Origin of the sequence: Mesorhizobium sp. XAP4, from assembly GCF_029269325.1 — a bacterium.
GTDB classification, from domain to species: domain Bacteria; phylum Pseudomonadota; class Alphaproteobacteria; order Rhizobiales; family Rhizobiaceae; genus Mesorhizobium; species Mesorhizobium ciceri.
Genome location: NZ_JARIXW010000005.1, coordinates 333,100 through 358,337 on the forward strand (window position 1 = coordinate 333,100; position 25,238 = coordinate 358,337).

General features: G+C 63.9%; 24 protein-coding genes. 17 read left to right on the forward strand and 7 right to left on the reverse strand.

Annotated elements, in window-relative coordinates; all coding sequences use genetic code 11:
• Positions 1 to 36 precede the first annotated feature (36 nt).
• From P3C39_RS23020 to P3C39_RS23040, 5 genes are all read left to right on the forward strand, one after another.
• On the forward strand, positions 37 to 1,365 hold the full coding sequence (locus P3C39_RS23020; RefSeq protein ID WP_275954315.1) for an NAD(P)H-dependent oxidoreductase: 1,329 nt from the start codon (positions 37 to 39) through the stop codon (positions 1,363 to 1,365).
• Between the two features lie 2 nt (positions 1,366 to 1,367).
• Positions 1,368 to 2,396: a thiamine pyrophosphate-dependent dehydrogenase E1 component subunit alpha gene (locus P3C39_RS23025; protein ID WP_063169131.1), complete on the forward strand. Its 1,029-nt coding sequence runs from the start codon at positions 1,368 to 1,370 to the stop codon at positions 2,394 to 2,396.
• Positions 2,396 to 3,394 (forward strand): alpha-ketoacid dehydrogenase subunit beta, encoded by a 999-nt coding sequence (locus tag P3C39_RS23030; protein WP_275954422.1) that lies wholly within the window; start codon positions 2,396 to 2,398, stop codon positions 3,392 to 3,394. The genes P3C39_RS23025 and P3C39_RS23030 overlap by 1 nt, the downstream gene beginning before the upstream one ends.
• Before the next feature lie 3 nt (positions 3,395 to 3,397).
• Positions 3,398 to 4,792 (forward strand): pyruvate dehydrogenase complex dihydrolipoamide acetyltransferase, encoded by a 1,395-nt coding sequence (locus P3C39_RS23035; protein WP_275954314.1) that lies wholly within the window; start codon positions 3,398 to 3,400, stop codon positions 4,790 to 4,792.
• Between the two features lie 114 nt (positions 4,793 to 4,906).
• Positions 4,907 to 5,275 (forward strand): hypothetical protein, encoded by a 369-nt coding sequence (locus P3C39_RS23040; RefSeq protein ID WP_013529317.1) that lies wholly within the window; start codon positions 4,907 to 4,909, stop codon positions 5,273 to 5,275.
• Here the strand turns inward: P3C39_RS23040 and P3C39_RS23045 are convergent.
• Complete coding sequence (locus P3C39_RS23045; RefSeq protein WP_275954313.1) at positions 5,272 to 6,243, reverse strand: sugar-binding transcriptional regulator; 972 nt, start codon at positions 6,241 to 6,243, stop codon at positions 5,272 to 5,274. The two genes, P3C39_RS23040 and P3C39_RS23045, sit on opposite strands and share 4 nt — an antisense overlap.
• 258 nt (positions 6,244 to 6,501) lie before the next feature.
• Here P3C39_RS23045 and P3C39_RS23050 point away from each other — a divergent pair, with 258 nt between their 5' ends.
• From P3C39_RS23050 to P3C39_RS23075, 6 genes are all read left to right on the forward strand, one after another.
• Positions 6,502 to 7,488 carry an ABC transporter substrate-binding protein gene (locus tag P3C39_RS23050; RefSeq protein WP_024503709.1) on the forward strand — a complete coding sequence of 329 codons (987 nt, stop codon included), beginning with the start codon at positions 6,502 to 6,504 and terminating at the stop codon, positions 7,486 to 7,488.
• 92 nt (positions 7,489 to 7,580) lie between these two features.
• The gene (locus P3C39_RS23055; protein WP_275954312.1) at positions 7,581 to 9,284 is read left to right on the forward strand and encodes an iron ABC transporter permease; all 1,704 of its coding nucleotides are present in this window, start codon (positions 7,581 to 7,583) and stop codon (positions 9,282 to 9,284) included.
• Positions 9,272 to 10,351, forward strand: a complete 1,080-nt coding sequence (locus P3C39_RS23060; RefSeq protein ID WP_275954311.1) for an ABC transporter ATP-binding protein — start codon at positions 9,272 to 9,274, stop codon at positions 10,349 to 10,351. The genes P3C39_RS23055 and P3C39_RS23060 overlap by 13 nt, the downstream gene beginning before the upstream one ends.
• Entirely contained in the window at positions 10,351 to 11,517 is a 1,167-nt protein-coding gene (locus tag P3C39_RS23065) for an MBL fold metallo-hydrolase (RefSeq protein ID WP_275954421.1), read from the forward strand. The genes P3C39_RS23060 and P3C39_RS23065 overlap by 1 nt, the downstream gene beginning before the upstream one ends.
• The gene (locus tag P3C39_RS23070; RefSeq protein ID WP_275954310.1) at positions 11,514 to 12,272 is read left to right on the forward strand and encodes a 5'/3'-nucleotidase SurE; all 759 of its coding nucleotides are present in this window, start codon (positions 11,514 to 11,516) and stop codon (positions 12,270 to 12,272) included. Before P3C39_RS23065 ends, P3C39_RS23070 begins: the two co-directional genes overlap by 4 nt.
• Positions 12,273 to 12,380: 108 nt before the next feature.
• Complete coding sequence (locus P3C39_RS23075; protein WP_275954309.1) at positions 12,381 to 13,544, forward strand: DUF930 domain-containing protein; 1,164 nt, start codon at positions 12,381 to 12,383, stop codon at positions 13,542 to 13,544.
• Here the strand turns inward: P3C39_RS23075 and P3C39_RS23080 are convergent.
• Both P3C39_RS23080 and P3C39_RS23085 read right to left on the reverse strand, forming a co-directional pair.
• Positions 13,541 to 14,215 carry an HAD family phosphatase gene (locus tag P3C39_RS23080; RefSeq protein ID WP_275954308.1) on the reverse strand — a complete coding sequence of 225 codons (675 nt, stop codon included), beginning with the start codon at positions 14,213 to 14,215 and terminating at the stop codon, positions 13,541 to 13,543. The two genes, P3C39_RS23075 and P3C39_RS23080, sit on opposite strands and share 4 nt — an antisense overlap.
• Positions 14,216 to 14,309: 94 nt before the next feature.
• Positions 14,310 to 14,951 carry a hypothetical protein gene (locus P3C39_RS23085; protein ID WP_275954307.1) on the reverse strand — a complete coding sequence of 214 codons (642 nt, stop codon included), beginning with the start codon at positions 14,949 to 14,951 and terminating at the stop codon, positions 14,310 to 14,312.
• 196 nt (positions 14,952 to 15,147) lie between these two features.
• Here P3C39_RS23085 and P3C39_RS23090 point away from each other — a divergent pair, with 196 nt between their 5' ends.
• The 5 genes from P3C39_RS23090 (at position 15,148) to ptsP (ending at position 19,978) form a co-directional block, all read left to right on the forward strand.
• Positions 15,148 to 15,585 carry a transcriptional regulator GutM gene (locus P3C39_RS23090; protein WP_013529327.1) on the forward strand — a complete coding sequence of 146 codons (438 nt, stop codon included), beginning with the start codon at positions 15,148 to 15,150 and terminating at the stop codon, positions 15,583 to 15,585.
• Between the two features lie 88 nt (positions 15,586 to 15,673).
• Complete coding sequence (locus P3C39_RS23095) at positions 15,674 to 16,435, forward strand: PTS glucitol/sorbitol transporter subunit IIC (protein ID WP_013529328.1); 762 nt, start codon at positions 15,674 to 15,676, stop codon at positions 16,433 to 16,435.
• Between the two features lie 16 nt (positions 16,436 to 16,451).
• A complete protein-coding gene (locus P3C39_RS23100) occupies positions 16,452 to 17,453 on the forward strand; it encodes a PTS glucitol/sorbitol transporter subunit IIB (protein ID WP_024503717.1) in 1,002 nt (333 codons plus the stop codon).
• Positions 17,454 to 17,561: 108 nt separating this feature from the next.
• A complete protein-coding gene (locus tag P3C39_RS23105) occupies positions 17,562 to 17,942 on the forward strand; it encodes a PTS glucitol/sorbitol transporter subunit IIA (RefSeq protein WP_275954306.1) in 381 nt (126 codons plus the stop codon).
• Positions 17,943 to 17,998: 56 nt separating this feature from the next.
• Complete coding sequence (ptsP, locus tag P3C39_RS23110) at positions 17,999 to 19,978, forward strand: phosphoenolpyruvate--protein phosphotransferase (protein WP_275954305.1); 1,980 nt, start codon at positions 17,999 to 18,001, stop codon at positions 19,976 to 19,978.
• A 14-nt stretch (positions 19,979 to 19,992) separates the two neighbouring features.
• Here the strand turns inward: ptsP and P3C39_RS23115 are convergent, their stop codons facing one another.
• Positions 19,993 to 20,790 carry a hypothetical protein gene (locus tag P3C39_RS23115; protein WP_275954304.1) on the reverse strand — a complete coding sequence of 266 codons (798 nt, stop codon included), beginning with the start codon at positions 20,788 to 20,790 and terminating at the stop codon, positions 19,993 to 19,995.
• A gap of 156 nt (positions 20,791 to 20,946) precedes the next feature.
• Here P3C39_RS23115 and P3C39_RS23120 point away from each other — a divergent pair, with 156 nt between their 5' ends.
• Positions 20,947 to 21,957, forward strand: a complete 1,011-nt coding sequence (locus P3C39_RS23120; protein WP_013529333.1) for a sugar-binding transcriptional regulator — start codon at positions 20,947 to 20,949, stop codon at positions 21,955 to 21,957.
• Here P3C39_RS23120 and P3C39_RS23125 read toward each other — a convergent pair.
• From P3C39_RS23125 to P3C39_RS23135, 3 genes are read right to left on the reverse strand one after another with little or no spacing between them, the layout of a single operon-like run.
• A complete protein-coding gene (locus tag P3C39_RS23125; RefSeq protein ID WP_275954303.1) occupies positions 21,944 to 22,795 on the reverse strand; it encodes a TIGR01459 family HAD-type hydrolase in 852 nt (283 codons plus the stop codon). The genes P3C39_RS23120 and P3C39_RS23125 overlap by 14 nt on opposite strands.
• Entirely contained in the window at positions 22,792 to 24,066 is a 1,275-nt protein-coding gene (locus tag P3C39_RS23130) for an FGGY-family carbohydrate kinase (protein WP_275954420.1), read from the reverse strand. Before P3C39_RS23130 ends, P3C39_RS23125 begins: the two co-directional genes overlap by 4 nt.
• Positions 24,067 to 24,073: 7 nt before the next feature.
• Complete coding sequence (locus P3C39_RS23135) at positions 24,074 to 25,117, reverse strand: class II aldolase/adducin family protein (protein WP_275954302.1); 1,044 nt, start codon at positions 25,115 to 25,117, stop codon at positions 24,074 to 24,076.
• Positions 25,118 to 25,238 lie beyond the last annotated feature (121 nt).

Here is a 25,238-nt window from a genome sequence, read left to right on the forward strand (position 1 = left end):
ATCGAACAAGCCTGCATTGTGGGAGGAACGAGCGGTATGGCTTCCAATGTTTCGTTGACGGGTCTTGCCCGCGATCTCGAGGAACGCGCAAAGTCGGGCAAGCCTATCCGCATCGGCCTGATCGGCTCGGGCGAGATGGGAACCGACATCGTCACTCGTGTCGCCCATATGTCGGGCATCGAGATCGGCGCCATTTCCGAACTGAACCTGCCGGCTGCCAGCAAGGCCGTCGATATCGCTTTCCAGGAAACCGGGCATGCGCGCGAAGTGTCGAATGCTTCGGCTATGACGTCGGCGATGGAAGCCGGCAAGGTCGCGGTCACCAACGACGCCGACCTTGTCATCAACAATGATCTGATCGACGTCGTCATCGATGCCACCGGGGTTCCCGCCGTTGGCGCCGAGATCGGGCTGCGCGCCATGGAGCATGGCAAGCATCTGGTGATGATGAATGTCGAGGCCGACGTCACCATCGGCGCCTATCTGAAAAGCGAGGCCGACCGGCTCGGCGTCACCTATTCACTGGGCGCCGGCGATGAGCCGTCCTCCTGCATGGAGCTGATCGAGTTCGTCTCGGCCATGGGTCACCCGATCGTTGCCGCCGGCAAGGGCAAGAACAATCCGCTCAACATCGACGCTATTCCCCCGGACTATGAGGAGGAAGCCAAGCGCCGGCACATGAATGTGCGCATGCTGGTCGAATTCGTCGACGGCTCCAAGACCATGGTCGAGATGGCGGCAATCGCCAATGCCACCGGCCTGGTTCCAGACAAGGCCGGCATGCATGGCCCGGCGGCGACGCTTGGCGAACTGTCCAAGGTGCTGGTGCCGCAGAAGGATGGCGGCGTTCTGTCGAAGGTCGGCGTCGTCGACTATTCGATCGGCAAGGGTGTCGCGCCCGGCGTCTTCGTCGTTGCCGACATGTCGCATCCGCGCATCTCCGAGCGCATGGAAGATCTGAAGATGGGCAAAGGCCCGTATTTCACTTTCCATCGTCCCTATCACCTGACCTCGCTCGAGGTGCCGCTGACCTGCGCGCGCGTCGTGCTCTACGGCAAGGCCGACATGGTGCCGCTGGCCAAGCCGGTGGCCGAAGTCGCCGCCGTGGCCAAGAAGGACATGAAGCCCGGCGAGAAGCTCGATGCGATCGGCGAATATTGCTACCGCGCCTGGATCATGACGACGCCTGAGGCGCGCGCCGCCAAGGCCGTTCCCTGCGGCCTGCTGCAGGGCGGCTCGGTCACCGCGCCGATCAAGAAGGGCGAACTCATAACCTATGCGAATGCAGCGCCCGCGGCGGGCTCCAAGATCGCCGAACTGCGCGCTCGCCAGGACAAGCTCGTCTATGGGACCGGGGGAGCGTGATCATGGCCACAGCCAGCAAAGCCGTCACTGACAGTCGCGCCAATCTGCCCTTCGTCTACCGCCAGTACAGCGCCGAGCAGCTCAAGCAGGTGCTCCACAAGATGTACCTGATCCGCCGCTTCGAAGAGGGCGCGGAGGAGTGCTACACGCGCGGCCTCATCCATGGCACCATGCATTTGTCGATCGGCCAGGAAGCCAGCGCCATGGGCATCTGCATGCCGCTTGCCGAGGATGACCAGATCACCTCGACGCATCGCGGTCACGGCCACTGCATTGCCAAGGGCGCCGAGGTCAAGCGCATGTTCGCCGAGTTCTTCGGCAAGACCACAGGCTACTGCAAGGGCCGTGGCGGCTCGATGCACATCGCCGATGTCGGCAAGGGCAATCTCGGCGCCAATGGCATCGTCGGTGGTGGTATCCCGATCGCCGTGGGGGCGGCATTGTCCTCCAAGATGATGAAGACCGGCAAGGTCGTGGTCTCGTTCTTCGGCGATGGCGCCAACAATGAAGGCGCTTTCCACGAGGCGCTCAACATGGCGGCGGTCTGGAAGCTGCCTGTCATTTTCGTCTGCGAGAACAATGGCTACGGCATGTCGACATCGACAGCCCGCTCGACCGCGGTCAAGAACATCGCCGAGCGCGCCGCCGCCTATTCGATGCCCGGCGTCATCGTCAACGGCAACATCTTCTCCGAGGTCGCCGAGGCGTCTCATCAGGCTGTTGCCCGAGCCCGCGCCGGCGAGGGGCCTACGCTGATCGAGTCGAAGACCTATCGCCATCGCGGCCATTCCAAGAGCGACCGCAACCGCTATCGCACCAAGGAAGAGATCGAGGACTGGATGTCGAACCGCGATCCGATCACCCTGTTCGAAAGCGAGCTCAGGGAATTCGGCTTCATCGACGACAAGGGCATCGAGGCCATTCGCGATGCCGTGGCGCAAGAGATCGCCGAGGGCATCGAGTTCGCCAAGGCGAGCCCATCGCCCGATATCAGCGAGACGGGAAATTACGTGTATACGGAGCAGGCGTGATGGACGCGATGGTGCGTGAACTGAGCTACGCCCAGGCGATCCAGGAGGCCATGGCGATCGCCATGGACATGGACGAACGCGTTTTCCTGATGGGCGAGGATATCGGCGTCTATGGCGGCGCCTTCCAGGTCACCGGCGACCTGGTCGAACGTTACGGCGCTGACCGCGTCATCGACACGCCGATTTCGGAACTGGGCGGCGCGGGCGTTGCGGTGGGGGCTGCGCTCACCGGCATGCGGCCGATCTTCGAGTTCCAGTTTTCCGATTTCGCCACGCTTGCCATGGAGCAGATTGTCAACCAGGCGGCCAAGATGCGCTTCATGCTGGGCGGCGAGGTTTCGGTTCCCGTGGTGATGCGCTTTCCCGCCGGTTCCGGCACCGGTGCGGCGGCTCAGCACAGCCAGAGCCTCGAAGCCTGGCTCGGCCATGTGCCGGGTCTGAAAGTCATCCAGCCGGCGACCCCCTATGATGCCAAGGGCATGCTTTTGGCGGCGGTCGCCGATCCCGATCCGGTCATGATCTTCGAGCACAAGCTGCTCTACAAGATGAAGGGACCGGTGCCCGAAGGCTATTATACCGTGCCGATCGGCAAGGCAGATATCCGCCGCGAGGGCCGGGATCTCACCATCGTCGCCACCTCGATCATGGTGCAGAAGGCGCTCGACGCGGCGGCCGTGCTGGAGAGCGAAGGCATCGACGTCGAAGTCGTCGATCTCCGGACCATCCGGCCGATGGACAAGCAGACCGTCATCAACAGCGTCAAGAAGACGTCGCGGCTGCTATGCGTCTACGAAGCGGTCAAGACGCTGGGCATCGGCGCCGAGGTCAGCGCCATGATCGCCGAGAGCGAAGCGTTCGACTATCTCGACGCGCCGATCGTGCGGCTGGGCGGCGCCGAAACGCCGATCCCCTACAATCCGGAACTCGAGAAGGCGACGGTGCCGCAAATTCCGGACATCATCACCGCCGCGCGCGACCTCGTGAAAGGGGTCCGCTAGCCCATGCCGACCGAAGTCATTCTTCCCAAGGTCGACATGGACATGGCGACCGGACAGATCTCGCGCTGGTTTGCCGAGGAGGGCGCGCACGTCAAGAAGGGCGATGTGCTGTTCGAGATCGAGACCGACAAGGCGGCGATGGAAATCGATGCGCCGGCCAGCGGCGTGCTGCGCGATGTCACCGGCAAAGAGGGTGTCGATATTGCGGTCGGCGCTGCCGTGGCGTGGATCTATGCCGACGGTGAGGCCTATGGGGCTGATGCTGCTGCGGCCAAGCAGGACAAGGCGCCAATCTCCCCACCCGCGGGGGAGATGTCGACGAAGTCGACAGAGGGGGGCGCTGTCGCGCCAACATCTCATTCTGTCACGCACCCCTCTGCCCTGCCCTCTTTGCCGCCACTTGGCATCTCCCCCACAAGGGCGGAGATCGGCCAGTCGCCATCGGCCGGCCGTGCAACACCGCTTGCCCGGCGCCTGGCCCGTGAGGCCGGCCTGAACCTCTCGGCCATATCTGGCACCGGTCCGCATGGCCGGGTGGTGAAGGCGGATGTCGACGCGGCCATTGCCGGTGGCGGCGCCCAGACGGCGCCTGCCGCCAAGGCTCCGGCTGGCGTGCCCGCTGCTGCTCCTGCCGCGCCGGTAAAGGCGATGTCGGACGATCAGGTGCTGAAATTGTTCGAACAGGGCTCCTACGACCTCGTCCCGCATGACAACATGCGCAAGACCATTGCGCGCCGCCTGGTCGAGGCCAAGACCACCATTCCGCATTTCTACCTGACGCTCGACTGCGAGCTCGATGCGCTGCTGGCGCTGCGCACGCAGATCAATGCGGCAGCCCCGGTGAAGAAGACCGACAAGGGTGATGCTCCGGCCTACAAGCTGTCGGTCAACGATATGGTGATCAAGGCGATGGCGATGGCGCTGAAGGCAGTGCCCGATGCCAATGCCTCGTGGACTGAAAGCGCCATGGTCAAGCACAAGCACGCCGATGTCGGCGTCGCGGTGTCGATCCCCGGCGGCCTGATCACGCCGATCATTCGGCATGCCGACGAAAAAACGCTGTCCACCATCTCCAACGAGATGAAGGATCTGGCCAGTCGCGCGCGCAGCCGCAAGCTGAAGCCGGAAGAGTATCAGGGTGGCACCACGGCGGTGTCCAATCTCGGCATGTTCGGCATCAAGGACTTTGCCGCCGTCATCAACCCGCCGCACGCGACCATCCTGGCAGTCGGCGCCGGCGAGGAGCGGGCAGTGGTCAAGAATGGCGAGATCAGAATAGCCACCGTGATGTCGGTGACGCTGTCGACCGACCACCGCGCCGTGGACGGTGCGCTGGGTGCCGAACTGCTGGTCGCCTTCAAGAACCTCCTTGAAAATCCGATGGGCCTGCTGGTCTGATCCACCAAGCAGAAGCCGGCGCCGACTGATGCGCCGGCTTGCGACAGAAACGACTTGTCAGGCGCTGACCCTTGACCCATGTTCTATCTGGATTGCGATCCAGGGAGGCCAAATATGCCTGCATTCGACCCATCTGACGTCAAAACCCTGTTCGGCAAGGTCATGGGTGCGTCGCCATCCGACATCAAGCTGGTGGCGCAGCGCCTTCACGACCACGCCTTCGAGCCTCGCATGTCGGCGGAGGAGACCAGGCAGCTCGTCGCCAGCCTCGGCTATGACAGTCTGGACGCGTTCTGCGCCGACATCGGTCTGCCCACGCATATCGCCGAGCGGTGGAGCCGTTTTGGTGTTTCCGGCGAGATGAAGCAGGTGTTCACACTGTTGGCGGCGCAGCGCAAGCGGGTGGCCGAGGCGATCGCCGAATTCGAATCCATGACCCATGTCGGCGTCGAGGATTTTTTGCGCGAGCGCGGGCTCATCTAACCGCCTTTGGCAAGCAGCGCCGCGGCGGTATCGCTGTCAGTGATCAGCACATTGGTGTCGACGGCTTTCAGTGCGGCGAGGATCGCCGCGACCTTGCGCTTGCCGCCCGCGGCGAGAACCACATTCGGCACCTGGCCGACCACATCGAGATCGATGGCCATGACACGCCCGTTGACCTCGTGGTCTACCAAACGGCCATTGGCATCGACGAAATAGCACAGCATGTTGGCGACCGCGCCCTTCGCTTTCAACGGAGCGATCAGCGATGACGGAACGATGCCATGCCGGAAGATGGTGGCGTCGGGCGACATGTCGCCGACGGTGAGCAGGGCGATGTCGGCGGCGGCCGCGCGTTGGCGCACATCCTGCAGGGTCGGCTGTGCCCAGAGGAGATCGCGCAGCGAGGGATTGTCGACCGTGACCGGCGCGGTGATCTGGTAGCTGTCGACCTCGAAGACATCGGCGACCTTGGCAGCAACTATCGATGGATTGATCCATTGCGAGTGCGGCAGGCTGCCGACGAGCGCCACCACACAGGCATGCTTTAACTGCCGGCGGGCAAGGAAGCCGAGGCTGGCATGCAGGGTCGCGCCGCCACCGATGGCCAGTGTCATGCCGTCCTGCATCTGCTCGCCGAGATAGGCCGCGACGGCATGGCCGATGGCTTTCTCCAGATGGTCATGCGCCGAAGGCGTCGGGATGACGACGGCGGCATTCAGACCCCAGCGCTTTTCCAGTCCCCGCTCGAGCGCCACCTGCCCGGCGGTCGGCGCGTTGATCATGGTGACGACAATGCCCTCGGCGGTGCAGGAGGCCAGCGTACGCATGACCTTCACCCTGGAGACATCGAGCTTTTCGGCAATCTGTTCCTGGGTGAAACCTTCGACATAGTAGAGCCATGCCGTCTTGACGGTAAGGTCCGACGATACCATCGGCAGGCGAGCCTGTCTGGGTTTTTCTGTGGTCATCGGTTCCTGTCCCTCATGAGCCGTGGCCTGACCGGTGCTCATCAAGGAAATACCGGCCGGATGTCAACTGATGCCGGATCTGCGGCGTGTCGATTGTCGCACATTTCTGTTCATTTGTAATTGACATCGTACATATGAACATATTTTGTGGGTTTCACGCGCTGTGTCATCCACCAGTCATATGCGCCGTGCAGGGAGGAAGAGACGGGGAGCCGGCCAGAGCCGGACCGGTCATGCACAGAAAGACAGGAGGTCTCATTGAAGACGCACTTCATCAAGCTGCTGGCCAGCCAGCTGGCGCTCGCAGCAACTTTGTTTGCCGGCGTGGCAAACGCCGAAACACTGACGCTCTACACGTCCCAGCCGGAAGCCGACGCGGCCAAGACCGTGGATGCCTTCAAGAAGGCGCAGCCGGGTATCGATGTGAATATCTATCGCTCCGGAACGAGCGACATCCTGACCAAGATGGCGGCCGAGTTTGCCGCCGGCAGCCCGCAGCCCGACGTGCTTCTGATCGCCGATGCGGTCTCGATGGAGCTGTTGAAGAAGGACGACCGGCTACTGCCCTATCCCGAGGCAAAGCTCGATGGCATCGAAGCGGATGCCTATGACGCCGACAAGACCTATTTCGGCAGCAAGCTGATCACCACCGGCATCGTTTACAACACCGCTGCGACCGAGAAGCCGCAGCATTGGGCCGATCTTGCCAAGCCCGCCTATGCCGATGGCCTGGTCATGCCGAGCCCGCTCTATTCGGGTGCCGCCGCCTACCTGCTTTCGGGCTTCGTCGGCGACGCCAATTATGGCTGGGATTTCTTCCAGAAGCTGAAGACCAACAACACCGTCAGCGTGCGCGGCAATGGTGCGGTGCTGAAGTCGGTGGCATCGGGCGAAAAGCCCTATGGCATCCTGGTCGACTTCATGGCGATGAACGCCAAGAAGAAGGGTTCCCCGGTCGAGTTCGTGTTCCCCTCGGAAGGTGTGCCGGCAGTGACCGAACCGGTCGCCATCATGAAGACCGCCAGGAATGTCGACGGCGCCAAGAAGTTCGTCGACTTCATTCTTTCCGATGACGGCCAGAAGCTTGCGCTTTCGATGGGCTATCTGCCGGCGCGCGCCTCGGTCGGCCGCCCCGAATGGCTGCCGGAAGGCGTCAAGGTCAAGGTGATGCCGTTCGACACCAAGGCAATCGTCGCCAAAACCGACGCCGACAAGGCGAAGTTCTCGGAACTGTTCGGCGGCTGAGCCGGCAATCCAGTCAGGGGTGCCGTCCCAGCGGTATCCCTGACGGGCAAAACCCCGATCGCATCGGCTGATCGACCCCAGGAAACGCAATCATGTCAACACGGATCAGGGAAAGCCGGGGCCAGGAAATGGTCCTGACGGCGGCGGTAGCCATCGTCATCATCCTGCTTTCCCTGCTGCCGATGCTGCGCCTGATCAAGGAGATCGTGGCGCCCGGCGGCACGCTGTCGACCGTCGCGATAAAGGCGGGGCTCGCCAGTCCGGCGACCTGGATCGCCACCTGGCACACACTGGTCGTCGGTATCGGCGGCACCCTGCTTGCGGTGCTGTCTGGAACGCTGGTGGCCGTCCTCGTCACCCTGACCGATATCCGCGCTCGCAGCGCCATGGTGCTCTGTTACGTCATGCCCTTGATGATCGCGCCGCAGGTGACGGCGCTGGCCTGGCTGCAATTGTTCGGCCCGGCAAGCCCGTTCCTCAAGCTGTTCGGGGCGGCACCGCCGCTCGGTACCAGGAACCCGCTCTATTCGACATCGGGCATCATCCTGCTGCTCGGCGTGCAGTATGGCCCGCTGGTTTTCCTGTTGGTGCGCGCCGGGCTGCGCAAGCTGCCGCGCGAGCTGGTCGAAGCCGCGCGGGCGGGCGGCGCCGGCTGGTTCACCGTGCTGGTCACCATCGTGCTGCCCTTGATGACGCCGTCGATCATGGCGGCCGCTGCTCTTGCCTTCGTCTCATGCGTCGGCAATTTCGGCATTCCGGCCTTTCTCGGCATTCCCGCCAACTATCTCGTGCTGCCGACGCTGATCTATCAGAAGCTGGCCGGCGGCGGCCCCGCCGTGCTCGGCGAAACCGCATTCCTATCGGTGCTGATCGGCATTATCGCCATGGCGGGCATCCTTACCCAGGAGATCATGAGCCGCCGCCGCGACTATCGCATCAGCTCCACGTCGCTTCCGGCCGAGCCCTATGAGCTCGGCCGCTGGCGGCCCGCCGTGCACGCCGGCATGTGGCTGCTGATCATCGTGGTGCTGGTCCTGCCGCTGTTCGGGCTGGTTCTGACATCGCTGGTGCCGGGCTACGGCATTGCGCTCACCGCCAAGACGGCGACGCTCGACAATTATCGCTTCGTGCTGTTCGAGCATGATGCCGCCAGTAGGGCTTTCTTCAACAGCTTCTGGCTGTCGATCGCGGCCGCCTTCTTCGCGGTTCTGGTCGCCGTGCCGATCGGCTATCTGATCGCCTGGGGCAAGCAGCGCTGGGTGCGGCTGCTCAATCTGTCGGTCGAACTGCCCTATGCCTTGCCCGGCGTGGTGCTGGCGATCGCCTCGCTGCTCATGTTCCTGCGGCCGATCCCGCTGACCGGCATCCAGCTCTACAACACCGTCTGGATCATCCTCTACGCCTATCTCGCCCGCTTCCTGGTGCTGGCGCTGCGGCCAACCATCAGCGGCTATCACCAGATCGACCGGGCGCTGGAGGAGGCGGCGCAAGTGGCCGGCGCCGGGCTGTTCACGCGCATGCGCACGATCATCTTTCCGCTGGTGGCACCGGCGGCGATCGCCGGCGGGCTACTGATCTTCATGACGGCGCTCAGCGAACTCACCGTCTCGGCGCTGCTGTGGTCGTCCGGGTCGGAGACGATCGGTGTCGTGATGTTTTCCTTCGAGCAGGGCGGCGATTCCAACTATGCGGCGGCGATGTCCGTCATCACTGTGGCGGTCACTTTCCTGTTGATGCTGGTGACCAATCTGCTTGCCCCCTACCTTCCGACCGGAGTGCTGCCATGGCGCGATTGAGCCTGGACAATGTGACCAAGAGCTTCGCCAATTTCGATGCCGTCAAGGACGTATCGATCGATGTCGGCGACGGCGAGTTCCTGGCAGTGCTCGGGCCGTCCGGCTGCGGCAAGACCACGCTGCTGCGGCTCGTTGCCGGATTCGAGAAGGTGACGTCAGGCGAGATCCGTATCGGCAGCGAGGTCGTGTCGGGCAAGGGCGGCAGCGTCGCGCCGGAAAAGCGGCGCGTCGGCATCGTCTTCCAGAACTACGCGCTGTGGCCGCACATGACGGTCGCCGAAAACATCGGCTATTCGCTGAAGGTGGCGAAGCTCGACAAGGCCGTCGCGCGCCGGAAGGTTGAAGACGCACTCGCCCTGGTCAATCTGCAAGGGCTGGGCGAGCGTCGGCCGGCCAATCTGTCCGGCGGCCAACGCCAGCGCGTGGCATTGGCGCGCTGCCTTGTCGCCGCGCCCTCGTTGGTTCTGTTCGACGAGCCGCTGGCCAATCTCGACGTGCATCTGAGGGCTTCGATGGAGGACGAGTTCGCGTCCTTCCACAAGCGCACGGGCACGACGATCGTCTACATCACCCATGACCAGGCCGAGGCGATGGCGCTGGCCGATCGGATCGCGGTGATGGATGGCGGGCGTCTTGCCCAGCTGGCGACGCCACGCGAACTCTATCATGAGCCGGCAAATGAAATGGTGGCTTCCTTCATTTCGCAGGGCATTTTGCTGCCTGCGGATGTGTTGAGCGCGGAAGAAAGAGGGCACTGCAAGGTCCGCGTTCTCGGCGCTGAATTGATTGTCCGCTGCCGGCCAGGCGAGCGGCCGCGAACCGGGGCGAAGGTCTGCTGCCGGTCGGCCGATCTCGACGTGTCGCCGGATGGTCCCGGCTTCGATGGTCTGGTCAAGCGGGTGATCTATCAGGGCGGCTCGGCGCGCATCGAATTCACGCCTTCGACCAATCCGGACCTCACCTTGCATTTCGAACAGCCCGATCCGGTCGCGCTGGAGAGCGGAGCGAAGGCGCGTCTGCGGATACGCTCCGGCTGGCTGATCCCGGCGGCGGGGGCGGCATCGTGATGATGCTCGACCTGCTCGGCGGCTTTGGCGAAAAGGGCCGCACCAGCCTTGCTGTCAGCAGCGGCAAGGATCGCATCCTGCTCGACGTCGGCATCAAGGTCGGCGCCTCGGGGGCGGACTACTATCCGGCGCTGAACGGCTCGGTCGCCGACATCGATGCGCTGTTCGTCTCGCATGCGCATGAGGATCATGTCGGCGCGCTGAGCTGGCTGCTGTCGCGCGGTTATGCCGGTCCGATCTTCATGACCGCCGAGACCCGAGACGAGGCGCCTGCCACGCTCGCCGGCTATGCTGAGCCCGAGGATTTCAGGCGGTTTCCTTTTCCCGAAGATCGCATCGAATTGTTCGAACCCGGCGACACGTTGAACAGCGGCAATCTTACGATCCGGACGGGACGCTCCGGACATGTCGTGGGCGGCGTGTGGTTTGCCGTCGACGATGGCGAGAGCCGCGTCGCCTATTCCGCCGATGTGGTGCCGGACAGCAATGTCTTCGTCATGGACACCATCCCGCACTGCGACCTGCTTGTCCTTGATGCTTCCTATGGCGCCGATCCGGTGCCGGGGGCGGCGCGGGCGCTCGAAATCTCGCAATGGGTTGCGAGGCATTCGGACGGGTGTCTTTTGCCGACGCCGCTCTCTGGTCGCTCGCTCGAGCTGATCGCGGCCTTGCCAGGGCCGTTCGCCATCCATGCCGGCATGCGCTCGTCCCTGGAAGCGCAGATCGGCGCCACGGCAGCCCTGTTGCCGGGCGTTTCAACGTTGCTGCGCCGCCGCCTGCAAGACGCAGCCGACTGGACCGATGCCGATCCCCTGCCGTCCATGCCGCTGCTGGCGGATGACGGCATGGGTGAAGCCGGCCCATCGTCGCGCCTCTTGCCGCGTGCCGACCATTCCGGTTTTCCGGTGCTGCTTACCGGGCATCTGCCGTCAGGTTCGCCGGGCGATCTGTTGCACAAGGCCGGCCGGGCGGACTGGGTACGCATGCCGACCCATCCGACGCTGTCGGGCAATGTCGATATCTGGGAGAAGGCCGGCCGTCCCGCGGCACTCGGCCATTCCTGCACGCCGGACCTTCTCGGCGACCTGCAAACCCACATCCCCTCGCTGCGCACGCAATGCCGCACCGGCCAGCGCATAGTGGTGTCGGAGGCAAGAAAACGATGAGAATTCTGATCTGCAACGACGACGGCATCGAAGCGCCGGGGCTTGCCCGTCTGGTCAATGCGGCAAGCGCGTTGTGCGACGATGTCTGGGTGGTCGCGCCCGACGGCAAGCGCACCGCCGCCGGCTCGTCATTGACGATTGCCAGGCCGTTGACCATGCGGCGCGTCAAACCGAACTGGTACGCCTGTTCCGGCACCCCGGCCGATTGCGTGGTAAGCGCCATGACCTGGTTGTTCGCCAATTCCGAGAAACCGGGCCTTGTGCTGTCGGGCGTCAACGATGGCCGCAACGTTGCCGAGGACCTTGCCTATTCCGGCACGCTCGGCATTGCGCGGGAGGCGACTTTCTGGGGCGTTCCGGCCATTGGCTTCTCACGCGTGAAAAATCCTGATTTCACCGATGGCGACGACCAATGGCTTGGCGCGCTGATCGTGTCCCTATGGCAATCGCGCGCCGACTGGGCCGCTGAGGGTCATTGGCTGAGCATCAACCTGCCGACCTCGCTGCCGGCCGAAATCCGCCAGCCGCGCATCGGTCGCGACAAGATCGCCCGCAAGGCCGAGATCGTGGAGAGCGACGGCGACCGCACGGTCATCACCGTGCCGCGCGGGCGGGCTCACGACAGCCAGTCGGGCGACGAGAACGACGCGATCGATGCCGGCTTCATCAGCATCAACCGGCTGAACTGGCTTGGCGAGACGCGGCTGGACGAACGGTTTCTGGACGGGATCCCGCGCCAGCGGCAAACTGGCTGACCTGAGGTCTGCGCGTCGTCATCCGATCACCAACCTGTCAGCGGTTAAATCAAGCCAATCCACTACCTATGCTTGAAGCCGCCGCTATTTCATTCCACATCGGTGCGGATGAAGGGCGAAACAGGAGAACGGCGGCGGCATTTGCTGTGGGCTTTGCCCGCATCGCTGATCCTGCATGCGCTCATCGCAGCGTTTCTGATCTATGGCCTGCCGAGACCCGAGCAGCAGCCGGTTCAGCAGGAACAGCCCGTCAATGTCGCGATCGTGCCGCCGCCCGAGAAGCCCAAGCCGAAACCTGCTCCAAAGCCGCCGGAACCGACACCTGAAAAGAAGGCTGAAAAGCCGCCTGAACAAAAGCCGCCGCCGCCGAAACCGCCAGACGACCAGGTTCTGAAGCGCGTTTTCCAGTACGGCCAGAAAGATACCGGGCCGGAGAAATCGCTCGACGGAAGCAGCGCTAAACCCAACACGCCGTCGCCGGCCAAGGATGAGGCTGCAAAGCCGCCTGTCGCGCCGACACCCGCGCCGACGGAGCCCGCCCCGGCTGCAACGCCACAGCAGAAGGCAGACCCCAGCAAGCCTGACGAGAAGCCGGCCACCGTTGCGCCGGACGAAAAGCCCGCGCAAGGCGAGGAAAAGCAGGCGACCGAGGACACCGACAAACAGCAGCCGGACAAACAAGAACTCGCACCGCAACCTGACGAAAAGCAAGCCGTCGTGACGCCAAAGCCATTGACGGCTGAGACCGGTGACAAGCCGGCGCCTCCAGCTTCGACTGGAAAGGCAAAGTCCAAACCTGCCAAGACAATGACGTTCAAACCCGCAAGAGCTTTCAAAGCGCCGATCGGGAATGCTGGAAGGTCAAATCCCACCAACGACGACGTTGCAGGATCACCAATCTATTCCGGCCTTCCGGGCGTCAGAAAGCTTTACTCGCAAGGGGCAACCGGCAATGCGTTCGCTACAAGCTCTATGGAGAATGTGCCGCGCGGTCAGCGGGTGGCCACCCTTTGCGGCAACGTTCTGAGCCGGGAACTGCAAAGTGCCGACTATACGGTCAAATGGGTGCCAACCATTACGCTGGACAAAGGCAATGTTCTCAATCCTCCGCAGGCCGCCTTCAGCACCAGAAACGCTTGGTACAACCTAAATTTCCGATGCGAAGTCGACGCCGATGCGACGAGGGTCCTGTCCTTCAACTTCCGTGTGGGCTCACTCGTGCCGCCTGGCGAATGGGCCAGCCGTGGATTCACAAAGTATCGTCTAAACTAGGCCGGCACACCAAATCTAGCCAATTGCCGGCTAACTTCTTGCCAGTCGGCGCAGACGAAATCGGCACCGGCAGCCGTCAGCCGCGCGGCGTGCTCGGCATAGGTATGGCCGCCACCGGTGTAGCCGATCGCCGTCATGCCGGCGGCGATCGCGCCCTGGATGCCGAAGGGCGAGTCCTCGATGACGATGCAGTCACCGGGATTGGCGCCGATCTTGTCCGCCGCGAAGAGGAAGATGTCCGGCGCGGGCTTGCCGTTCTTGACCATCGAGGAACTGTAGATCGCATCGCCGAAGAAACGCGCCAGCCCGGTCACCGCAAGGCTGTGGTTTATGCGCTCGACGGAGGAGGACGAGGCGACACAGCGGTCGCCTGCAAGCGCCTCCAGAAAGGCAGTGATTCCCGGTGTCGGCTTCAATTCCTGCGAGAACAGCACCTTGGTCTCGGCCCAGATGTCGCCGTCCGCCGCCGCCGGAAACTGGTGGCCGGTCAAATCTTTGATCCTGGCGATGATATCGGACTGCTTCATGCCGATGCATTGGGCGATGATGCTGGTGTTGACGCCGGGCATGCCGTGCTTTTCGTAGACGCGCTCATAGGCGCGGGCGGCCAGAGGCTCGCTGTCGACAAGAACGCCGTCGCAATCGAAAATAATAGGCCTTGGTCGCGCCACGCGTTTCCCTCTCGAGTCAATTTTCGCACATCGCTATCGGCAAAAAGTCAAATGTTCAATAGCACGTGCGGTTTTGGGGACGCGAAGAGCGGGCTCAAAGCTGGCGCAACGCATCGCTCGCACGGGAAGACCCGAGCGCCCGCTGCATGGCTTGCCGGGACTGCGCGCGATCCGGGGTGATCCAGTTCGGTTCGGCGCCGAGAAAGCGGTCGAGGAAAGCCACCGCATAGGCCGGCATCTCGGTCACATTCTCGCGATAGGACCACCAGGTGCGCAAATCGTCGGCGCATTTGTCGATGCCGGGTGCCGTGCCGAATTCCTGCTCGTGGATCGCCGAAATCACCGAGACGCAGTAGTTGGTGTAGAGGAAACCCTCCGGCCAGAAGCGGACGATTTCCAGCGTGCCGGCGTTCGTTTCCGTCTCGATCAGCTGCGTGAGGCCGGAGATTTCCCTGGCCGGCGCCTGTTTTATCAGCTCACGCAGCACGAGGCCGGCGGCAAAGACGATGAAGTCGGCGCGGTCGATCGCGGCGAAGCGCTTCTGCGCCTCCATGATCTCGACCCAGTCGAGAAAGGCCCTGGTGAGCTTGGCCTCGTCGATCTCGAAGCGCACGCCGAACGTGTCCGAGACCACCTTGGCGCTGCCGCGAAAGGTGGCGCGGAACCAGCGCAACTGCCGCAGCCGATGGCGAAGATCGGGCATCAAGGCCAGTTCGTCCCTGAAGGGCAGGTTCATGTTTCCTCGTATCCTGTTTCCCGGTCAGCCTAGCACAAGCGCGCCGCCGCCGAAATCTGTCAGCGGCCCTGTGGAGGACCGCTTCAGAGGCCAATATCATACATATTGACATTCTCGGAAACAAATGTTCTCACTTTGCTGTTGTCACGCGCCAGTCCAAGGTGCGATTCAACTGAGGCTTCGGGAGGAGAACCGAATGGCGATTTGGCAGTGGGGACTGCTTCTGCTGGTTATCGTGTGGGCGCTGCAGTCGCTCGGCGTCTGGCTGCAGATGCGGCACTATTCGGATGTCTTCAGGGGCGTCACCGACCAATACAAGGACGGCTTCGTCGGAGCCGGCAATTTTCGCGGCCGGTTGGCCAAGGGCACCATCGCGCTCGTGGTGGTGACGCCCGATTTGGTCGTGCGCCGCCTGATGGTGATGAGCGGCCGTTCCGTCTTCACCAAGTTCAAGAGACATGAAGAATTCGAGGGTGTTCCCCTCGATCGACTCCGGTCCAACCCTGCAATCATGGGGGAGGGGGAACCCGGTGTGGCCGAGGCCGTGAAACGGGCGATCGAGCAGATCGACAAGACACGGTCGGAGCCGGGGAAGAAGCCGGGCCTGTCCGGTTTGAACGTAGCAAGGGCTTAGAGCCGGATGATTTCGGGCTCTAAATCAAAGGGATAGAGGACGCCGCGCACCGACTGGGATCAACCGGCGGGTGGCATAAGGAGGAGAAATGTCTGTATTTTCGTTGTTGGCGCAGCATGCCGACATGGCCGTGCACAATCTGCATGTCGCAGGTGCCATGGTTTCGGATGCCGCATTGCATGGCAAGCTCGCTGTCGAGCATGCCTCCGACCATCTCGTTGTCCTCGCACAAGCGGACAGCGGACCGATTACCGTCGATCAGTTCAAGGAAAAGCTGAAGGACGTCCAGCAGGAAGAGCAGCTCGGCTGGCTGACCGCCATCGGCAAGTATTTCATCGGCATCTTCCAGAAGGGCGGCGAGGTCTTCGCCGGCTTCGTCACCGGCATCATTCCGACGCTGGTGGTGCTGATGACGGCCTTCTATGCCGTCACCGAACTGGTCGGTGAAGAGCGCGTGCATGGCCTGGCGCGCGGCGCCGGCCGGATCGCGCTGACGCGCTACACGCTTTTGCCGCTGCTGGCGGTGTTCTTCCTCACCAATCCGATGGCCTATACGTTCGGATCGTTCCTGGAAGAAAAGCACAAGCCAGCCTTCTATGACGCGGCCGTGTCCTATGTGCACCCGCCGCTCGGCCTGTTCCCGCACATCAATCCCGGCGAGTATTTCGTCTGGGGCGGCATTCTCGTCGCGCTGCTGGAGCTGGAAAAGAAGGGCGTCGTCGTCGCCGGCTACCACGTCAAGGTGGCGATCTGGTACGCCATCGTCGGCCTCGTCGTCATCCTGCTCAAGGGCATGCTGACCGAACGCATCACCGCGATCATGGCACGCCGCCAGGGCGTCGAGCTGTAAGGGCGGGGAGGACATCATGGCCAAGACATATAAAGCCGTAAAGATCTCCCAGGGCAAAACCGGCTGGGGTGGCCCGCTCATCATCGAGCCGACCGAACAGCGCAGCAAGGTGGTTTCCGTCACCGGTGGTGGCATTCACCCGGTGGCGCAGCTCATCGCCGACATGACCGGCGCCGAGGCCGTCGACGGCTTCAGGGCACCGCCGATCGAAAGCGAGATGGCGGTTGTCGTCGTCGATTGCGGCGGCACCGCACGATGCGGCGTCTATCCGCGCAAACGTATCCCGACCGTCAATCTGACGCCGGTCGGTCAATCCGGGCCGCTGGCCCAGTTCATCACCGAGGACATCTACGTTTCGGGCGTGAAGCCGGCCAACATCACAATGGCGGACGGATCCGAAACGATCACGACTGCAGGGGGAGCAGCAGCGATGAGTTCAAGCAACAATGCGACCGCGGCACCACAGCCGCTGCCGAGCGAAGGTGGGCTGATCGGCCTCATCAGCACGATCGGCCGCGTCATGGGACGTATCGTCGGCATCTTCTTCAATGCCGGCCGCCGCACCATCGACCAGGTCATCCGCAACGTGCTGCCGTTCATGGCCTTCGTGACCATGCTCATCGGTCTGATCCTGTATACCGGGATCGGCGATGTGCTGGCGCAGCCGATGGGTCCGTTGGCCAACAACATCGTCGGCCTGCTGATCATCTCGGCGATCTGCGGCCTGCCGTTCCTGTCGCCCATCCTCGGGCCAGGCGCTGTCATCGCGCAGGTCATCGGCGTTGCCATCATCGGCCCGCAGATCGCCAACGGCACGATTTCGCCGGCAATGGCACTGCCGGCGCTGTTTGCCTACAATACCCAGGTGGGCTGCGACTTCGTCCCCGTCGGCCTGGCGCTCGGCGAGGCCAAGCCTAAGACGATCGAAATCGGCGTTCCGGCGGTGCTCATCAGCCGCCAGATCATGGGTCCGGTCTCGGTGCTGATCGCCTGGGTCGTCAGCCTGATCGTGTTCTAAGGCAATTCCGGGAAAAGCGCTCAATGCTTTCCCTTGGAAATTGCGTCAAAACAAAGAGATAGAGCGGTTCACCGCTCTAGGGAAAGTTGAAAAAATGAGGTTCGCCATATGACGGTTCTTTTGAGAACACGGGTCACTGCCATCGGCCCCGAAGTGGCGGACCTTGCCGAAGGGGGCGTGGTCATCCTGTTTGCGGATGGCTCGCCGCCGGAGCTTGCCGAGGTTTCGGTGCTCCACAAGGCGGAGCAGGGACCCATTGACGGAGCGCCCGCCAAGGGCGCTTCGATCACCCTCGGCCCGGTTGCCGCTGTGATCACAGCGGTCGGCTCCAGCGCGTGGAGCAAGGTGCTGGAAATGGGTCATGTCGTCATTTCGTTCAACGGCGCTACCGAGGCCGAGAGGCCGGGCGAGATCTGTGCGTCGCAAGTCGACCCGCAAGCGCTCGTGGCCGCCCTGAAGACCGGCGCGATCATCACCATCGCCGCCTGACAGCATTCGCGCCGCGGCCTATGTTGGGAGCGGCGCCCAAAACCAGAGTATTTGCCATGGAACGCTCGACCATCGTCAGAGTGCATGAAGGCTTGCACGCCCGTCCCGCGACGCGGTTCGTGAAGCTCGCCAAGGGCTTCGAATCCGACGTCGAACTGATCAAGGACGGCAAGGCGGTCAGCGCCAAGAGTTCGGTCAAGCTGATGCTGCTGGCGGTCAAGGAGAACCAGGAAGTCACGGTGCGGGCGAATGGCGCCGATGCCATCGAGGCGCTCGAGGCGCTGATCGGCTATCTCGAGAATCCGCGGGCCGGCCTCGATGATGAAGCGGAAGCACAGAGCCCAGCCAACGATGCCGGGCAGGAAGCGGCACCCGCGCCGGGATCCCTGCTGGCGGCACCTGGCGGGGCAAACCGCTTGCGTGGCGTGGCCGCCAGCGAAGGTTTCGCCATCGGCCCGGCCTTTGCGCATTTCCCACCCGATATCGCTGGACAGGGCCGGATGTTGCGGGCCGAGGAGATAGAAGGCGAGATCGACCGGTTCCGCACGGCTGTCGGCGCGGTCCAGGCCCGCATGGATCATGCGTTGGCGCAGGACAGCCTGTCGGCTGGAGACCGCGGCATCGTCGCCGCGCTGCGCGATATCGCCGCCGACGACAGCCTGACTGGTGAGGCCGAGGGCCTGATCAAGGGCGGCAACGACGCGGTTTCCGCCGTCATCACCGCCGCCTCCACCATTGCCGCCGAATTCAGCGCCGTCGACGATCACTATCTCAACGCGCGGGCAGATGATGTCCACGCCGTTGGGCGGCAGATTTGCCTGGTGTTGCTGGGCCAAGACGATCTCAGCCTCGAAAACATCCCCGAAGGCGCTATCCTGATCGCCGACGACATCGGCGCCTGGGATCTGGCACGCGCGCCGCTGAAGCGTATCGGCGGCGTGGTGTGCGGCCATGGCGGCGCCACCTCGCACATCGCCATCATCGCGCGCTCGCACGGCATTCCGGCCGTGCTCGGCCTCGGCGACCAGGTCAATGCCTTGCGTACCGCGCGAGACGTCGCGCTCGACGGCAATGCCGGCCATGTGATCATCGACCCCGACGAGGCGACCCGTGCCGATTTCGCCGGCCGCGTCGAAGCGGCGGCAAAGGAGCGCGCCGGGCTGACCATCTTCAAGACGGTGACGCCGAAGCTCGCGGACGGCAGGATCATCGAGGTGGCGGCCAATATCGGCTCACTCGAGGAAATCGAAGCGGCGCAAGAGGCTGGTGCCATGGGCATCGGCCTGTTCCGCACCGAGCTTTTGTTCATGCGCCATATGCATCTGCCCTCGGAAGACATGCAGGCCGAGACCTATGCGGCGCTGGCCAAGGCTTTTGCGCCTTATCCGGTCATTGTGCGCACGCTCGACATCGGCGGTGACAAGCCGATTGCCGGCATCGAATTTCCCGACGAGGAGAACCCCTTCCTCGGCTGGCGCGGCATCCGCATGTGTCTCGACCGGCCCGACATCTTCAAGCGCCAACTGCGGGCGCTGCTGCGCGCAGCCGTGCACGGCAACATCAAGGTGATGCTGCCGATGGTGTCCGACATCTCGGAGGTCAGGCAGACGCGCGTGCTGGTTGACGAATGCACGGCCGAGCTGAAAGCCGAAGGCGTGCCGCACGCATCATTCGGTCTCGGCGTCATGATCGAAACCCCGGCCGCCGTGCTGATTGCCCCGGCGCTGGCCAAGGAGGTCGCTTTCTTCTCGATCGGTACCAACGATCTGACCCAGTACATCATGGCCGCCGACCGGCTCAATCCGACCGTCGCCAAGCTCAATGACGTCACCAATCCGGCCGTCATGTCGGCGATCGAAATGACGGCAAAAGCCGGCGTCGCCGCCGGTATCATGGTCGGCATGTGCGGTGAGGCAGCCGGCCGTCCGGATCTGATTGCGACTTTCGTGAAGATGGGGCTGACCGAACTCTCGATGAGCCCGGCTTCGATCCAGCGCGCCAAGAAAGCGATTATGGCCATGGCCGCCGAAGGCTAGCCCAGGCCGGCTGACTACGGCAGATGGGCAAGCAAGGTGGCGAAGACCGGTGTCAATTCACTGATCGGGTTTGCCTTGGCGCAAGCCTGAACGATGCGATCGTGGCGAATATCCGCCGCCAGGATCGCGATCTCCAGCATGTCCGGCTCCGGCGCGCCGTCGCTGCCGGTGGTCGCCAGGCCGCAGGCCAAAGCGAGCGGCGCCAGGCAGCTTATGTCGAGCGCCCGGCCGCCCGCCGGCGTTCCCGGCACGGTCTCGGCAAAGCGAACGGGACGCTGATTGAGGCACTCGACCAGCAGCGCCGAGCAGGTGGCCGCGATTGCCTGCAGTCCGGCACCCGGCGCGGCCAATGCGGCCAGGAGATCGCCATGCCGCTTGCGCATCGTGGCATGGACGGCCGCGAAATCGGCTTCGTGGATGCGGGCATTGTCGATGTTCAGGCCGGCAAGCACCGCTTTGGTCAGATAATACATATCGCGCCGGAACAGGCGCTCGGCGTCCAGTTGGCGATCCTCGTTGCCGACCGGGAAATAGGTGCCGAGGCCCTTCACCGTGGTGCCGTCCACCTTGATCGGGCGCTCATGCGGGACGAAAGCTTCGGCGATCGACAGTGCTTCGTCGACGGCACTCGCGGCATGGCTGAGCAGGCCTTCGATGCCCTTGCCTGGAAACGGCGGCAGATGGCTGGTTGCTTCGCGCAGGATGCTGGCATGGCCGCTGCCGTCATGGCGGCTCTGGCGGATGATTTCGCGGACTTCCCGCAGCCGGTCCTTCAGATTGACGCGGACATCTTCGGAGATTTGTCGGAGCATCGCGGATCGCCTTGAAATTTGCTGCGGATAGCCGACCGGGGCAGCCGCCACTCTCTACATTGTTCCTATCGATAGGTAGATCAATAGGCGATACTAGACCAGCATGCAGAATCGGCGGCGGCGCCCTCGTCCGTCGCCGCAGGGGGAGAGACAGACTTGGGCAGACGACGACAGGGCGAAAGCGAAGACGGTCGAGGCGAGGCAACCGAGCAGGTCGCCAGCGAAAGCCGGACGGATCGCCTCAGGATTCGCGCCGCCTGGATGTATTTCGTCGAACAGATGACGCAGAACGAGATCGCCGACGTGCTCGGCGTCGGTCGCGTCACCATCGTGCGCATGCTGGCGGATGCCCGGGCGCGCAACGAAGTGAAGATCACCATCGAGAGCGAATTGTCGGAAATCGTGCGGCTTGAGCGCGCATTGGAGAAGACGTTCGGGCTGCAGCAGGCGCTGGTGGCGCCGCTTTCGGCAGCCGATGCCGATCCGATACCAGCGATCAGCGCCAAGACCGGCAGCTTCCTGTCGGACACGATGAAGTCCGGCATGCGGGTCGGCGTCGGCTGGGGGCAGACGCTGTTCTCGAGCCTGCCTTTCATCAGCGCCAAGTCGCTCACCGACTTCAAGGTGATTTCGCTGCTTGGCGGTGTCGGCGTCGTGCGCCGGGTCAACCCAGCCGAGTTCGCCTGGCGCTTCGCTCAGATATTCCAGGGCGACGGCTATCTGATGCCGACACCAGCCGTGGTCGACAGCGTCGAGACCAAGATCGCCCTGATCGAGCGCTGCGGCCTGCAGGAGATTTTCGAAATGGCCGACGTGCTCGATGCCGTTCTGCTGAGCGTCGGCGGGATCGCCTCGGCCACCACCTTCTCTCGTGGTGGCTTCCTCAAGGAGGCGGATCGGGAGGCCCTGCTTGCGCGTGGCGCCGTGGGTGACCTCCTGTTCCATTTCTTCGACCGCAACGGCGATCTGGTCGACCATCCCGTCAACAGCCACGTGATGTCGGTGGATGTCGACCGTCTGCGCAAGGCGCCGATCCGCATCCTCACCTCCGGTGGCGAGGAGAAGACCGAAGCGCTGCTCGGCGCCATGACCCTCATCGCCCCAACCATCCTGATCACCGACGAGGAGAGCGCGCGGCGCATGCTGGAAGCGGTCAGCGGAAGCTGAAGCTGTCCATGATGTAGTCCGGCCAAGCCTGCTGTTCGTCGAAAACAGCGGCGAGATCCGGTGTGTCCGCCAGTATTCCGCTCAGCACCAGCGCGGTGGCGATGCCGGTGCTGTTTCCCCCCGATATGTCGTGTTCGACGCTGTCGCCGACGCAGACCACGGTGCCACGGTCCGGCTCGCCGGCCAGCGCCAGCGCGGCGTCGAAAATCGCGGTGTCGGGCTTGCCGATGCGGGTAACGCTGCCGCCCAGGCTTTCGTAGAGATCGGCCAACCGGCCGGCGCCGAAACGAGGGCCAACGGCCGTCAGCATGATGATGTCGGGATTGGTGCAGAAACACGGCACCCGCCGCTCCGCCGCCGGCGCGAACAGCCTGCGATAATGGTCAAAGTCAAAGCGGTCACCCTCGCTGGCCGCGATCAGCACCAGCTCGGCCTCATCGCCGGACCCGGTCAGCGCAAATGGCAGGCCTTCGATCGCGGAGCGGTCATTGTCGCGGCTGATCAGCAGGCATTTTGTCCCCGGGCGCAGCTTTCCCGACGCCGCCATCTCCCCAAAGGATCGCCACGCCACCTCGCCGGAAGAAACGAAATGATCCCAGCTTCCCGGTTCGAAGCCGAGTTTCATGAGCCGGCTTTCATTGGGTTGAGCCCGCCTGCCGGAGTTCGAAACCAGCACCACGGTCTTGCCGGCGCGTTTCAGCGCCGATAGCGCTGCCACCGCGCCTGGATAGGGCCGCGTGCCGTCGTGCAGCACGCCGAACTGGTCGAGCAGGAACACATTATAGCGCTCCGCCAGCGGCCCGAGGCCGTCGAGACGTTCGATCGTTTTCGCGCTCATAGGAGTCCTGCCCGGCTTGCACCCATCAGCGCCAGCCGCGCCGTGCCGGCGGCGGCCTCGTCGGAAAGCGCGGGCAGGAAATCGACGCCGAGCCTGCGACGCCGGATTGCCGTCCAGGCCGGGTTCGCTGCCCCGCCTCCGACGCTCCTGACCGATATCAGCGTGGGCGCGCCGAGTTCGGCAAGCCTGTCATAGCCGAGCGCTTCGATCGCGGCGATGCCTTCGAACATCGCTTTCAGATAATCGGCGTCGTCCGCCGGCCGCGGCGCAAGGCGAGGCGGCAGCGCCGGATCGGCGATCGGAAACCGTTCGCCCGTGGCGGGAAGCGGATAGTAATCGAGGCCGGTGCCCGTCTCCGGGTCGATTGTCGCGCTGAGTTCAATGATACGGGCGAGCGGAAAGTGCTGGGCCAGCACCTTGCCGCCTGAGTTCGAGGCACCGCCCGCCAGCCAGGCGTTGCCGAGCCGATGGCTGTAGATGCCGAAGCGCGGCGCCGAAATCGGCCGGTCGGACAGGATCTTGATGGTCAGCGAGGATCCCAGCGCAGTGACCCCGTCGCCGATCGCGGCAGCACCGGTCGCCAGGAACGAGGCGCAGCCATCCGTGGTGCCGGCGACGACGGCCACATCGCGCGGCAAGCCGAACAGTTCCCCGGCTTCCGCGGTGAGGGCGCCCGTGACCTCGCCCGGCACGACCACGCGCGGCAGCAACTCCATGCGCATTCCGGTCGCCGCGATCCATTCCGGCCAGCGGCGGGCCTCGACATCATAACCTGTCTTCAGGGCATTGTTCTCGTCGCTGACGTCGAAGCGGCCGGAGAAGTTTCCGGCAATCCAGTCGGCCTGATGCAGCACTGCCGCAATGCCCGGTAGATGCTGGAAGCGCAGGGCCTTGGCGAGGCCGGATGTCGCTCCGTGCGCTGCACTTGCAGCCGGCGCGGTGCGGGCGATCGCGGCCAGGATGTCGTCGTCATCGACCTTGTCGTTGTACATCAGCGGTTCGGCCAGCGGCAGCCCGGCGGCGTCGACCGGCAGCAGCGTGCCGGAGGTGCCGTCGACGGCGATGGCGCGGACCGCCGTGCGGTCGATGCCGGAAAGCAGCTCCGTCAGCGCCGCCTTGACCGCTTGCCACCACGCCGTGGGGGCTCGGCCATCGCCGCCAAACCTGTCGAGTGGAACGGCCGAATGCCCGGCTATGGAAAAATCAGGGCGCATGGCGACGGCGCGCGCACCTGATGTGCCAATGTCGATGCCGATGACAAGTGGCATCATGTCCATGCTAGCCGCCACCCGCGTTGAGCTTCTGGCGATATTGCTCGGCGTCCCAGTTGACCAGCTCGTCATTCTCGGAGGCGGTGAGATAGTTCAGCCGCGCGGCGATGTCGACACGCGCCGTCACGTCGGCGAGGCAGCGTTGCATGGCATCGGCGCCGGCACTGGCGTCGCCGCGCATCAGCACGCCTGCGCCGGGAAACAGGATCGCCGCAGGCGACGTGCCCAGTCGTGCAACGACATCGGCCACGGCCTCGCCTGACTTCGCCACGACGGAGCCCTGGCCGAGGAAAATGACGTGGTCCGGATAGAGGCTGCCGGCCTGCGCCATGCGGCGGCTCTCAGGGTCGAGCGCAACCGCATGCGCTTCGACATCGGCCGGCAATCTGTAGCCGCTGTCGCCGGCGAGCGCGGCCAAGGCGTCGAGGTCGGGTGCGGCGGTCGCGCGCGCCGGCCGGGCCAGCAATGACCTGATACGGCGCAGCAGAAGCTCCGCCCCGGCGACGGTTTCGGCAGCGACGACCAGCCCGTGATTGCCAAGGATCAGCACGTCGACACCAGGCCGCAGTTTTTCGGCAATGCCGCGTGCAAGCGGCAGGCCGGGCCGGAAATAGGGCACATAGGCCCATTCGATGCCATCGAGCCGCTTGGCGACCTCGGCCTCGCCATCGGCCTGCACGGCAAGCGAGATGGTGTCGACGCAATGGACATGCAGAACGACGCGCTGCGGCATCAAAGCGTGCACCGTGGTCTCAATCGATGGCCGCAGGCCGCGCGGGTTGAGCGCTGCAATGGTGAAACCCTGCGGCTGGTCGGCGGCGCGATCGCGCTGTTCGACGGCTTTCAGCAGCGGCGCCATCGCCACCGGCACCATGATGTCATCGACGAGCGCGTCTTTCAGCCAGGTGCCGGAGGCCTTGATCCACAGCGTGTCGCCGGCTTTCAGCGAGGTGTTGCCGCCTGCCGCCTGGGTGAGATGCGGGCTCCGCCCGATGCTGGCCGAAAGCGCCCGCAAGGCCGCCAGTTCCTGCGCGTCAGCTTGGGTCGCCATGGCGCTTTTCCTCCAACGGCTCGGCCGTGTCCTGCGCGAAATCCCGTTGCCGGGATCGAATTGGCGCTGATATCGCAGAAACGAGTGATCTACGTCAATAGTGATCTACTGTCATCAAACA

Bases quoted from the DNA above. Each gene is read 5' to 3' on its own strand.
- P3C39_RS23020 (WP_275954315.1), top strand. From the start codon at position 37: ATGGCTTCCAATGTTTCGTTGACGGGTCTTGCCCGCGATCTCGAGGAA.
- P3C39_RS23025 (WP_063169131.1), top strand. From the start codon at position 1,368: ATGGCCACAGCCAGCAAAGCCGTCACTGACAGTCGCGCCAATCTGCCC.
- P3C39_RS23030 (WP_275954422.1), top strand. From the start codon at position 2,396: ATGGACGCGATGGTGCGTGAACTGAGCTACGCCCAGGCGATCCAGGAG.
- P3C39_RS23035 (WP_275954314.1), top strand. From the start codon at position 3,398: ATGCCGACCGAAGTCATTCTTCCCAAGGTCGACATGGACATGGCGACC.
- P3C39_RS23040 (WP_013529317.1), top strand. From the start codon at position 4,907: ATGCCTGCATTCGACCCATCTGACGTCAAAACCCTGTTCGGCAAGGTC.
- P3C39_RS23045 (WP_275954313.1), bottom strand. From the start codon at position 6,243: ATGACCACAGAAAAACCCAGACAGGCTCGCCTGCCGATGGTATCGTCG.
- P3C39_RS23055 (WP_275954312.1), top strand. From the start codon at position 7,581: ATGTCAACACGGATCAGGGAAAGCCGGGGCCAGGAAATGGTCCTGACG.
- P3C39_RS23060 (WP_275954311.1), top strand. From the start codon at position 9,272: ATGGCGCGATTGAGCCTGGACAATGTGACCAAGAGCTTCGCCAATTTC.
- P3C39_RS23065 (WP_275954421.1), top strand. From the start codon at position 10,351: ATGATGCTCGACCTGCTCGGCGGCTTTGGCGAAAAGGGCCGCACCAGC.
- P3C39_RS23070 (WP_275954310.1), top strand. From the start codon at position 11,514: ATGAGAATTCTGATCTGCAACGACGACGGCATCGAAGCGCCGGGGCTT.
- P3C39_RS23075 (WP_275954309.1), top strand. From the start codon at position 12,381: ATGAAGGGCGAAACAGGAGAACGGCGGCGGCATTTGCTGTGGGCTTTG.
- P3C39_RS23085 (WP_275954307.1), bottom strand. From the start codon at position 14,951: ATGAACCTGCCCTTCAGGGACGAACTGGCCTTGATGCCCGATCTTCGC.
- P3C39_RS23090 (WP_013529327.1), top strand. From the start codon at position 15,148: ATGGCGATTTGGCAGTGGGGACTGCTTCTGCTGGTTATCGTGTGGGCG.
- P3C39_RS23095 (WP_013529328.1), top strand. From the start codon at position 15,674: ATGTCTGTATTTTCGTTGTTGGCGCAGCATGCCGACATGGCCGTGCAC.
- P3C39_RS23100 (WP_024503717.1), top strand. From the start codon at position 16,452: ATGGCCAAGACATATAAAGCCGTAAAGATCTCCCAGGGCAAAACCGGC.
- P3C39_RS23105 (WP_275954306.1), top strand. From the start codon at position 17,562: ATGACGGTTCTTTTGAGAACACGGGTCACTGCCATCGGCCCCGAAGTG.
- ptsP (WP_275954305.1), top strand. From the start codon at position 17,999: ATGGAACGCTCGACCATCGTCAGAGTGCATGAAGGCTTGCACGCCCGT.
- P3C39_RS23115 (WP_275954304.1), bottom strand. From the start codon at position 20,790: ATGCTCCGACAAATCTCCGAAGATGTCCGCGTCAATCTGAAGGACCGG.
- P3C39_RS23125 (WP_275954303.1), bottom strand. From the start codon at position 22,795: ATGAGCGCGAAAACGATCGAACGTCTCGACGGCCTCGGGCCGCTGGCG.
- P3C39_RS23130 (WP_275954420.1), bottom strand. From the start codon at position 24,066: ATGATGCCACTTGTCATCGGCATCGACATTGGCACATCAGGTGCGCGC.
- P3C39_RS23135 (WP_275954302.1), bottom strand. From the start codon at position 25,117: ATGGCGACCCAAGCTGACGCGCAGGAACTGGCGGCCTTGCGGGCGCTT.